Origin of the sequence: Terracoccus sp. 273MFTsu3.1, assembly GCF_000383675.1 — a bacterium.
Lineage (GTDB): Bacteria > Actinomycetota > Actinomycetes > Actinomycetales > Dermatophilaceae > Terrabacter.
Genome location: NZ_KB911821.1, coordinates 168,521 through 179,422 on the forward strand (window position 1 = coordinate 168,521; position 10,902 = coordinate 179,422).

10 protein-coding genes are annotated in these 10,902 nt (G+C 73.9%); 1 reads left to right on the forward strand and 9 read right to left on the reverse strand.

The window, feature by feature from the left end; all coding sequences use genetic code 11:
* Positions 1-29: 29 nt before the first annotated feature.
* From H283_RS24240 to H283_RS0106445, 9 genes are all read right to left on the reverse strand, one after another.
* Positions 30-422, reverse strand: coding sequence for a hypothetical protein (locus H283_RS24240; RefSeq protein ID WP_231372233.1), 393 nt, complete (start codon positions 420-422; stop codon positions 30-32).
* Between the two features lie 480 nt (positions 423-902).
* Positions 903-1,703 (reverse strand): FAD:protein FMN transferase, encoded by an 801-nt coding sequence (locus tag H283_RS0106410; RefSeq protein WP_020142690.1) that lies wholly within the window; start codon positions 1,701-1,703, stop codon positions 903-905.
* A 34-nt stretch (positions 1,704-1,737) separates the two neighbouring features.
* Complete coding sequence (locus H283_RS0106415; protein ID WP_231372234.1) at positions 1,738-2,319, reverse strand: FMN-binding protein; 582 nt, start codon at positions 2,317-2,319, stop codon at positions 1,738-1,740.
* A 93-nt stretch (positions 2,320-2,412) separates the two neighbouring features.
* Positions 2,413-3,834 carry a ferric reductase-like transmembrane domain-containing protein gene (locus H283_RS0106420; RefSeq protein WP_020142692.1) on the reverse strand — a complete coding sequence of 474 codons (1,422 nt, stop codon included), beginning with the start codon at positions 3,832-3,834 and terminating at the stop codon, positions 2,413-2,415.
* Positions 3,835-3,884: 50 nt separating this feature from the next.
* A complete protein-coding gene (locus H283_RS24245; protein ID WP_020142693.1) occupies positions 3,885-4,847 on the reverse strand; it encodes an NAD(P)-dependent oxidoreductase in 963 nt (320 codons plus the stop codon).
* Positions 4,844-6,418, reverse strand: coding sequence for a class I adenylate-forming enzyme family protein (locus H283_RS0106430; RefSeq protein ID WP_020142694.1), 1,575 nt, complete (start codon positions 6,416-6,418; stop codon positions 4,844-4,846). Before H283_RS0106430 ends, H283_RS24245 begins: the two co-directional genes overlap by 4 nt.
* Positions 6,415-7,698 (reverse strand): cytochrome P450, encoded by a 1,284-nt coding sequence (locus H283_RS24250; protein ID WP_020142695.1) that lies wholly within the window; start codon positions 7,696-7,698, stop codon positions 6,415-6,417. The genes H283_RS0106430 and H283_RS24250 overlap by 4 nt, the downstream gene beginning before the upstream one ends.
* Positions 7,695-8,486 (reverse strand): glycosyltransferase, encoded by a 792-nt coding sequence (locus H283_RS0106440; protein ID WP_020142696.1) that lies wholly within the window; start codon positions 8,484-8,486, stop codon positions 7,695-7,697. The genes H283_RS24250 and H283_RS0106440 overlap by 4 nt, the downstream gene beginning before the upstream one ends.
* A complete protein-coding gene (locus H283_RS0106445; RefSeq protein ID WP_020142697.1) occupies positions 8,483-9,505 on the reverse strand; it encodes a 3-oxoacyl-ACP synthase III family protein in 1,023 nt (340 codons plus the stop codon). The genes H283_RS0106440 and H283_RS0106445 overlap by 4 nt, the downstream gene beginning before the upstream one ends.
* Positions 9,506-9,575: 70 nt before the next feature.
* On the opposite strand from H283_RS0106445, the gene H283_RS0106450 reads away from it, so the two are divergent.
* A complete protein-coding gene (locus H283_RS0106450; RefSeq protein ID WP_020142698.1) occupies positions 9,576-10,880 on the forward strand; it encodes a cytochrome P450 in 1,305 nt (434 codons plus the stop codon).
* Positions 10,881-10,902 lie beyond the last annotated feature (22 nt).

Here is a 10,902-nt window from a genome sequence, read left to right on the forward strand (position 1 = left end):
GCCGCCCGGACGGGACGAGGCGTCCGAGGTCAGGCGACGACGGGCGGTGCCGAGCGGTCGAGGTGCGACCGCAGCGCGACGCGCGCCCCCGGGGCCAGGCCCAGCATCGACGTCCCTCGTTCGCGGGCCAGCTCGGTCTCCCCACGACTGACCGCGTCGATGACGCAGAGCACGGCCGACTCGAGCCGGACGAGTCCGACGGTGGCCGACGAGACGCGCAGGCTGAGCAGCACGTCCATGGCCGCGACCTCGTCGCGGCGGTCGAGCGCAGACGCGGCGCGGGCCAGCCGCGCATCGAGCATCCGCAGGTAGGTCTGGGCGATGGAGCGGGCGAGGTCGTCGCTCTCGAGCTCCGACGCGAGCCGGGTCAGGGCCCTCGGGTCGAGCTCGTCGACCGTGAGCCCCGGACAGGCCGGGCTCACGATCCGCTCAGCGGCCACGGCCGGCGCCGAAGGCGTCCGGGACCAGAGCCGTCCCGGGGCGCCGCGCAGGTCGGGCGATGTCCCGGGTCGGGACGGGCCGGCCTCCCACCGGCCGGCCCGTCCCGCTCCGGTCCACTCCCCCCACCGAAAGCTTCGAGTGGGCCCGCCGACCGGAGAGGGTGCCGCGACCGCGCACCGTCACTGCAGGGTCAGTGTGGGTGCTGATGGCCATGGCGCTCTCCTCCCCGGATCGGCGGGCACTCGCCCGAAGGTCTCTGAGTCAGCGAGCCCGTCCCCCGACCGTTGCTGCTGATGAGGACGACTCTGCCGCGCCAAGTGCAAGGGGCGAACCCCTGGGCGCGCATGGTTTCCGCAAGAAAGCCTCAAGGCCATCCCGGTTCGGCCGGGCGTGCGCCTTTTGTCCTTGCAGAGCGCCACGACGGGTGGCCGGGCACCGTGCCCCCGAGCAGGCCAGGTGGGTCAGAGGGCCGTCGACAGGTAGTCCGTCGCGTGCGTCGCGAAGGCCTCGCTCGTGCGCTCCGAGCCGACGAAGAGCGCCGTGGCCCAGATGTCGGCCCACAGCAGGGTCGGTCCGGTCACCGTCACGGATCCGGGACGTCCGACGAGCTCACCGGACGCCGGGTCGTAGAGGTGGGCTCCCCGGGCCGCGGTCCCGGAGGTCGCCACGGCCCCACGCGTCAGCGTCAGGGTGTTCGCGATCCGCTGCCGGTCGAGGGGGTCCTCGATGCCGACCCGCCAGACGATGGCCTCGGGTCCGTCGGCGGGCATGTCGGGATGGGCACCGATCAGGATGTCGCCACCGGCGTTGATGCAGAAGGAGATCCGCTCCAGCGCGGACAGGGGCACGGACGCACGGTCGACGGCCCACCCCTTGACGAGGCCGGTCGGGTCGAACGCGAGGTCACCGTCGCCCGTGGGCAGCAGGGTCGTGAACGCCCCCTCGGTGAGCACCTCGGCCTCCTGCCCGAGGCGCAGCGCCTCCTCCACGAGGGGACTGCACTGCGAGAGCTGGACCTCCTCGCGGCGCAGCCGCATGAGGTCGGAGTCGTCGCGGTAGGTCGAGAAGATCGAGTCCATCTCGCGCAGGATGCGGAAGGCCGACGCCACCGCCTCCTGGGCGGCGAGACCGTCGACGTCGTCGCCGCGCAGGTGGATGGAGATCGGCATGCCCATGATCTGCTCGACCCACGCACGCCGTGCCGGGGCTGGGGCGGGGTCGGGGACGCCGGGCTGGCGCGGTCGGGTGGCGGGTCGGCTCATGGTTCGCTCCTTGGTCGCCTGTCTCAAGAGTGCCTCAGAGGTTGGCCTGGTCGATGGCGGACTGCAGGGACTGCGTGTAGCCGTCCCACGTGTACGTGGCACCGGACACGACGTCGATCTGCGCCGACTGGGCGCTGACGGCCTCCTGGTTGTAGACCGGGACGGCGGCCGAGTTGATCATCTGGTCGTGACGGTCGTTCCAGGGGACCTGGAGCACCTCGGCGGCCGTGATCTTGCCGCTCTCGACGGTGATCTGGACCTGGACGTTGCCGTAACGGGTCATGACGGCGTCACCGGCGTACGTCTTGGCCGCGGACGAGGTGCTCGTCGAACCGGATGAACCGGATGAACCGGACGAACCCGACGACGAGCCGGACGAGGACGAGCCGGACGAGGACGTGCCCGAGGTGGTCGAGTCGTCAGCGGTGGTGTCGTCGGCCGGCTCCTGGCCGGACGAGTCGGTCGAGGACGCGGACGACGACCCGGACGCGGAGCCGGTGCTCTCGGAGGTCTTGCTGCTCGTCGTCACCTGACGGGTCTCCGCGGCCACGATGGCGGACGAGCTGCGGGACGTGCTGTAGCTGAAGAGGAGGACGAGCACGGTCAGGGTGCTCATGGCCCAGAGGACGATGCGACGCATTGGGGGGCTCGATTCGGTTCGGTACGGGTCGGTGCAGGTCGCGGAGGCGGACGCGACGGCTGCGAGGTCTCAGTAGGCGAATCGCTCGTGGTGCACGGCGCTGGAGGGCACGCCGGCCTCGTGGGCGGCGGTGATGACGGCGTCCATCCAGGCGGGGTTGCCGCACACGTAGACGTCGCGCTCGGCGATGTCGGGGACGATCCGGGTCAGGGCCTCGACGTCGCTGAGGTGTCGCGAGTCGACAGGCAGCCAGCTCTCGCGCTCACGGTTGCGGTGGCCGACGACGGCGACGACGCGGCCGCCCTTGGCGCGGGCGAGGTCGAGCAGCTCGTCGCCGAGGACGATGTCGGACTGGCTGCCGACGCGGTAGATGACGACGACGCCGTCCGGAGACGCAGGCAGCTCCTCGAGGATGGCGCGCAGCGGCGTGATGCCGATGCCGGCTCCGATGAGGACGGCCTTCTCGCTCGTGCGGACCCCGGCGTGCAGGCGGCCGTACGGGCCCTCGACGAGGACCTTGGTGCCCGGGCGGAGGGTCGCGAGGCGCGCGCTGGAGCCACCGACGGCCTCCGCCGTGATCCGGAGCGAGCGACCGTCGGGCGCGGCGGACAGCGAGTACGGGTTGCCTCGCGTCCAGCCCGCCCCGTCGAGGAAGCGCCACTGGAAGAACTGGCCGGCGCGGACGGGCAGGCGGTCGAGGCGGCGGCCCGTCATGACGACGGAGGTCACGGTCGGGGACTCGGCGACGACCGCGGAGACGACCAGACGGTGGCGGCGCGAACGGACGAGTGGCAGCCCCACCCGGTAGACGAGGACGGCGACCAGGGCGAAGGCGTACAGACCCCACCAGAACACCGTCGCGGTGACGTTCGCGTTGAAGTCCGCCCCGGTCCAGAGCTGGTGCGGCAGCGCGAGACCGGCCCCGAGGTAGGCGTAGAGGTGCAGCAGGTGCCACGACTCGTAGCGCAGCTTGGCCCGGGCCTTCTTCACGGAGGTGACGACGACCATGACGAGCGCGATCGTGCCGGCGAGGGCGAGCAGCATGCCCGGTGAGTGCAGGACGAGGTCGACGAAGGTGGCGACGACGCCGAGGGCGGTGCCGGCGCTGTAGCCGACGGTGACGAGGACGATGTGGGCGAGCATGAGGTTGAACGAGGTGAAGCCGACGAGCCGGTGCACACGGGCGAGCTCGTCCTGGCCCCAGGCCTGCTCGACGAGCGGGATACGCGCCATGAGCAGCACCTGCAGGAGCATCAGCACCGAGGCGACGAGCCCGGCGAGGCGGCCGACGTTGGTGAGGCTCTCACCGAGGGAGCCGAAGGCGGTCAGACCTCCCCCGGCGACCCAGAGGGCCACGACGAACAGCGTGACCGCCCAGGCGAACACGCCCGAGGCGTCGCGCCACCAGCGGGGCGTGGGGGCGTGGGCCTGGCGTCGTGACGCGGCCGGCACCGAGAGGTCGCGGCTCTCGGGGAGGGCGAGTGAGGTCATGTCACACACATTTGTGACGGACCCTGTGCGCGCGCTGTGTCGACGGGGTGTCAGTCGTATGAGTCGCCGTCCCCGTGGCCCGTGCCCTCGTGGCGCCATCGGGACAGGTCGGTCGGGCCCGGCTCGACGCCGAGCCGCTGCCGCAGCCTGGTCGTGTCGAAGACCCGACTGACCGCGAGATGCGAGACGGCGTATGCCGTGAGCAGCGGCGGGGTGGACGCCCGCGTCAGCCGGGCGGTGGCCTCCAGGGCCAGCGCCGCGGCCCAGGCGATCCCCGCTCCGGTGAAGAGTGGCCGCTCGGGCCATCCGTTGGCCGCGGCGACACCGGCCGCGACCACGGAGAGCGGCAGAGCATGGGCATCAGCGATGTTGAGAACCGTTGTGTCGCATTCGAATTCGCTGGAGGCGACGGCGGCCTCAGCGACCAGCCGGACGTCGGTGAGGTGGACGAGCGTGTCGGCGCCGCCCGGGCACAGCAGCCGGCCGTGACGACGGGCGCGCTCGAGCCGCGGGAGCAGCGTCGGGTCGCCGGGACCGTGGACGGCATGGGGTCGCAGCACGACGCTGCCCGCGCGCCCGAGGACGAGCCGCTCCTGCTCGGCCTTGGCGCGCGAGTAGGAGGACAGGTGGCGCGTCGTCACCGGCACGTCCTCGGTGAAGACGTGCCCCGAGCCGGCCGGGGCACGAAGGGGGTAGACGCTGCACGACGAGACGAGCACGACCCGGGCGCGCGGCCACGTCGCGAGGACCGCACGCGTGCCACCCACGGTGACGGCGTCGTGGACCTCCCTGGGTGCCCACTCGTCGACGTGGGCGGCGGCATGGACGACGACGTCGACCGGCGACGGGTCGGGCAGCACGCCGGTCGTGAGGTCCCACGCACGGTGCACGAGCCCGGGACGCGCCTGAACCGGTCGCCGGGACAGGGCGAGCACCTCGTGTCCGCGGTCGAGCAGCCGGTCGACGACGGCGGCGCCCACGAAGCCGCTGGCGCCGGACACGGCGACCCTCATCGGACCACTCCCGACCGGTCGTGCGAGACGACGGTCCGCAGGGCATCGAGGTCGACCGCCCCGGACCGGCCCCGCCGCGGCACCGCGTCGACGAGGACGACGTCGTCGGGTCGCCAGGCCTCGTCGGCGAGCGCCGCCCACGCGGCGTGCACGAGACGGCTCACCCGTGACGCCGTCGATGCGTGGGCCCTGCCGAGCTCGCCTACCGGGACGACGGCGAGGACCACCTGCTCGTCGCCCGTGACCGCGTCGGGCAGCCCGACGAGGGCGCAGTCGCTGACGACGTCTGCGAGCCCGTCGAGGAGGAGCGGCTCGACGAGCTCCGGGTAGATGTTGGCCTGTCCGCGGATGATCATGTTCTTGGCCCGACCGGCGAGCAGGAGCGTGCCGTCGGCGGCCAGCTCGCCGAGGTCTCCGGTGTGCACCTCCCGGCTCGGCGGCTCCCCCGCCAGACGGTGTCGCGCCTGCGCCGCCCGCACGACGAGCTCGCCCACCCCGTCGGGGCCCGGCTCGTCGACGCGCACCGAGACACCGGGAAGCGGCCGTCCGAGGCTCGTGCGCCCGGAGGGTGACGCCAGGACGTCGGCCCCGGTGGCGACGGAGACCGGCAGCGCTTCGGTGAGCCCGTAGACCGCGCGCACGTCCAAACCCGGGGCGAGGGACTCGAGACGTCCCACCATGGCCGGCAGCACGGGCGCCCCGCCCATGGCGACGTGCCGCACGGTCGGTGGCAGCCCCCGGGTGGCCGCCGCGAGCACCTTGGCCGGCACGGCATACACGTGGGTCGCTGCCTCGCGAGCCGCCTGGCGCAGCCACGCCTCCGGTGACGCCGTGACCGGCGGGAGCGACCAGACGGCCCCGGCCACGAGGGTCGGCAGGCCGATCATCAGCTGGTCCGTGTGCATGATGACGTCGGTGTCGAGGTCGAGTCCCGAGACGGCGGCGCGGACCCCTGCCGAGAGCGACGCGAGGGTGTGCACGACCGCACGCGGCGCTGCGGTCGAGCCCGACGTGAAGACGACGAGCGCGTCGCACCCGGGATCATCCACGACGGGCGCCGACTGCACCGCTGCCAGGTGCTCCCACCGGGTCGCAGAGCGCGGCACCCCGGGAAGTCGTGGGCCGGTGACGACGTGGACGAGCCCCGCCGTCGACAGGTCGGGCAGCTGCAGGCCCGACGTGGCAGGCAGCCGCGCGAGCAGTGACGACAGAGGTCGGCGACCGGCGGCGTGGACGAGGGTGTCCGCGACCGCCGCGCGCACGGGCACGACGCGACGCCGGACGTCGAGCAGCGCCTGCCCCGCCCCGGGGTCGGCCACGACGACCACGCCCCCGGCCAGGACGACACCGAGCGCGGCTGCGACGGCCCGCGGCGAGGGCCGGACCGCGAGCAGCACCCCGTCCCCCGGGCCGATGCCGTGGGCGGTGAGGTGGGCCGCCACGGCACGGACGTCGCGGCCGAGCTCGCCGTAGGTGACCGCCCGGGACCGGTGGTCCCGGATCGCCACCCGGTCCGGCTCGCCCGCCGCCCGGGTCAGGAGCGCCGTGACGAGGTCAGCCCCGCCGGTCATGCGGTGCGGCCCGCGCTCCCGGCGCCGCTGGCGCTCGCGCGCGCCGCCGCGCCCGCCCCCGCGCTCGCAGTCACCTTCGCCTTCGCCTTCGCACGGTGGGTGTCCGGGCTGCGGACCGTCAGCTCGGCGTATCTCGGCACGAGAACGCGTCGGGCGGCACGTCGGCCCGTCACGACGAGGCCCTGATCTGCTGCGACCTCCAGGAGCATGCCGGTCATGGCCCGCAGCTCGGCCAGAGCGAGTGGCGCACCGAAGCAGAAGTGCGGGCCGGCCCCGAACCACAGGTGGCGCAGGTCGCCCGCGGCGGGTCGTCCCGGGTCGAAGCCCCCGTCGCGTCGGGTCGCCCACCACAGCAGCACGACGACGCGCTCGTCGGCACGCAACCGGACCCCGTCGATCTCGGTCGGGCGAACGACCCGACGCAGGGTCGCGAGACTCGGCGTCGTCATGCGCAGGCCCTCGGCGACGACGTCGTCGAGTCGGCACACCTGCGCCGCGCGCGGCTCGAGGAGGCCCGCGTCGGCCAGCTGGCCCACGATCCGCGGCACGGCGCTGCTGACCGTGCCCGTGCCGGTGAGGAAGAGCGCGGCGGCCAGGGACCGGGCGTCGTCGATCGGGGCGCCCTGCTGCGCCAGCCGACCCATGACCGTGTCGGACGAGGCTGCAGCATGGGCGGACTCGGCGGCGTCCTGCACGACGGTGAGGGCCGCGCGCGCCCGGTGGGTCGCACCCGCGTCGAAGCTGCGCGTGCGCCACGTGACCATCGACTCGATGGCGTCGCTCGCCTCGAGGAGCACCGCCGGCGGCGTCTCGGGGTCGAGCCCGACGACTGCCCCGATCACGGCGGCGGACACCTCACGTGCGAGCCGCACGACGTCGACCTCCTCCCCCTGCCGCAGCCGCGCTCCGGTTTCCGCGACGATGGGACGGGCCGCAGAGTCACAGACCTCGCGCACGACACGGGGCGAGAAGAGGTCGGCGAGGGAGTGCCGCAGGCGGCGGTGGTCGTCGCCCTCCATGTTGAGCAGCACCCGGTCGCCGAGCACCGAGGTCCAGAGCGCCCCGGACGACCCCGGGCCGTTCTTGGCGAACGTCTCCGTGTCGGTGAGCACCGCCCGAGCCGACCGCGGATCGGCGACGAGCACGCCGACGCCGGGGACGCGTACGACACCGCGCCGCGACACCGCCGCGTCGACGACGCGGGCGACGACGGGGTGTGCCGAGCGGATCAGCCGGGACTCCCAGCGGCTCCCGGGGTCGGTCGGTGCGAGCGCCCTCACGCGACGCCCCGGACGTCGACGACGTCGGGGCGGTGGCCGTGGTCGAGGTACCACCGCAGGGTGTTGCGCAGGCCGTAGGCCCGGAGGCGTCGCACCGACGCGTGCACGACGAGGCCACGGTGGTACTCGATGCGGGAGCTGACCCGCCGCACCCGGTTGACGAGCTCGCGGTCCTCGTGGAGCTCCTCGATGGCGGTGCGGGGGAAGCCACCGCTCGCCTCGTAGGCCGCGGCGCTGACGCCGATGTTGCAGCCGGGGCTCATCCGGTAGGGCCCGTGCAGCTCGGGAGACCGGTTGCTCGGACGGAAGCGGCCGAACGTCTGGCACAGCCCGATGACCCCGGGAAGCACGACCCGCTCCCACGGCTGCAGGCGCACCTCGTCGGTGCGGGCGCGCATCGGCCCGGTCACGAGGTCGGCGCCACCGGCGAAGGCACGCCGACCGACGGCGGTCCACTCGCGGACCGGCAGCGTGTCGGCGTCCGTGCGCAGCACGTGCGTCGCTCCGTGCGCGATGGCGTGGCGCACACCCGTGTCGGAGGCCGCGCCGGTCCCCTTGCGCGGCTCGGCGACGACCGTGACGTCGAGATCGTATGCCGCACAGGCTCTTTCGACCTCGTCCGCGGTCCCGTCCGTGCTGGCGTTGTCGACGACGACGAGCCGGAAGTCTCGGTCACGCTGGGCTGCGATCGCTGCGACGGTCCGCCCGATGCCCGCCTGTTCGTTGAAGGCCGGCACGACGACCCAGAGGCGGACTCCCCCGGCGCCCGAGGCCGCGGGAGAGGTCACCAGCGCACCGCCATCGTGCCCACGCTGATGCCACCGGCCAGGCCCACGAGCAGGACGGGCTGGCCCGGTCGGGCCAGGTCGAGCCGCTCGATCTGCTGCCACTGGAGGGGCAGCGTGGCCGAGGCGCAGTTGCCGTGGTCGGGCAGCGTCTCGACGACGAGGTCGCGACGGAGGCCGAGGCGTGCGGCGAAGACGTCGAGGTAGGGCATGGCGACCTGGTGGACGGCGACGGCCGCGAAGTCCTCGAACCCGAGCCCGTCGGCCTTGAGGGCTCGGTGGATCTCCTCGACGTCGACGCTGTCGAAGGCCCGGCGCAGGCGCGCGCCGTCCATGACGAAGTAGCCCTTGTCGACGTCGCGGGGATGGCGGGTGCCGCCGGCGGGGAGCTGGCCGACGGACCAGTGCCGCGACTCCGCGGTGAACCAACGGTGCAGGATCTCGCCGCGTGCGCCCGGAGCGGCTCGCTCGACGAGCGCTGCGGCCCCGGCATCACTCATCGTGTAGCCGGGCACCGACTCGACGAACTGGCGGGCGTCCCGCACGCTCCAGCGCGCGGCACGCGACGGCATCTCACCGGTGACGACGAGCACGCGTTCGTACTGACCCATGGCGACGAGGGCCTCGGCGACTTGGACGCCGTTGAGCCAGGAGTTGCACGCGTTCTTGACGTCCATGACGGGGCACCGCGCACCGAGCAGGTCGGCCACGATGTGCGAGGTGGCGGGCTCGACGAGGTCCTGCGACGCCGAGGCGAAGACGAGGAGGTCGACGTCGGCGACGTCGAGGCCGAGCAACGCCAGCGACGCGGACGCCGCCTGTGCGGCCAGGTCGGACGCCTGCGTGTCGTGACCGGCGTGGTGGATGCGCCGCACCCCGGTGAGGCGTCCGAGGACCCCGGTCGGAGGCACGAACCCGTCACTCGCGCCGACGACGCGGGCCTCGACCTCCTCGACGGTGAGGACGTGCTCGGCGACGTGCGCGCTGACCCCGGTGATCCGGCTGGACGGGCGACTGGACATGCGAACGCGGCCCTCCCTGACTCGGCGTCGTGGCCCCTCCGGAGCCGTGCGGGCAGTTTACGGTGAGCCCATGCCACCCGCGCTGAGCCGACGTACTCAGGCCCGCGGCGTCGGCACCGAGCGGGCGGTCGAGCGCGCGCTCGCGCGGGCGGTCGAGCGGGCGGCCGCCGGCCACGAGCGACGCGTCATCTGGTCGGCCGACCCGCGTCTGGGACTGCTCGTCACCGCAGCGCGGCTCGGGCCCCCGATCCTCCGGGTGCCGCGACTCGGCTGGCTGGTACGCGACCCCGTCCTCATCAGGGAGCTGCTCGTCGACCACCGGTCGATGTCGCTGCTCGGCGAGGGCGGCGTCGGCCACCTCTGGTCGCAGGTGCTCGGCGACTGGGTCGAGGACCTCTTCGACGGCCGCGGCCACCACTCCCTGCGCACACGGGCCCGCGACCTCTTCACCGAGGCGGCGGCCCACGACCTCGTCGCGGAGGCTGCCGGCCCCGTGACCGAGCTGCTCGGGCGACGCCTGCGCGAGGGAGGAGCCGTCGACGTCACCGACCTCGCGCGGGTCCTCGTCGGCCGGCTCGTCGTGGCCATGCTCGGCATCGACGTCGCGACCTTCGCCGTCGAGTCTGCCGCCTCCGGCCTCGACGACGACGGCTGGGGCCCCTACCGCCTCGTCTTCGCCCGCGGGGAGGAGCTCGCCGCGCTGGCCCTCGGCACGCAGTCCGACACGACGCTGTCCGCCGACACCGTGCGCCGCGCCACGCACCTCCTCGGCGGGCTCACGGCGGGGGTCGCCGCGGCATACCGCTCCTCCCCCGGCACGACGGTCCTCGGTCGCTGCCGCGAGCTCGGCGTCACCGAGCAGGAGGCGACGGGCCTGGCCTCGCTGCTGCTCGTCGCCGGGACGGAGACGGCGGCGAGCGCGATCGCCCGCACCACGGCCCTGCTCGCCGACACGCGGCAGGCGGCACGGATGTGTGCGGCGACGGGCACCGAGCGGCACGCCCTCGTCGACGTCGCCGTCCGCGAAGGACTGCGGGTCACGACACCGGCCCCGGTGATCGGGCGGCACGTGGCGAAGGACGTCACCGTGGGCGGTCGACGGCTCCGGGCCGGAGACCGCGTCCTGGCCCTGACCTACGTCGCCAACACCGCCCTCGGGGCCTTCGACCTCGACCGGCCCTACCTGCCCGACAACCGGCACCTGTGGTTCGGGGCGGGACGACACCTCTGCCTCGGCGCTCCGGTGGCGCGTGCCGAGCTGCGGGCCGTGCTCACCGCGCTCGTCGACGCGGGCCCGTGGACCGTCGTCGACCGTGAGCCCGCTCGCCGGGTGCTCATCCCGACCTACCGCCGCCTCGTCGTGGCCCGGGCCTGAGACCCGACCCGACCGGCCCGAC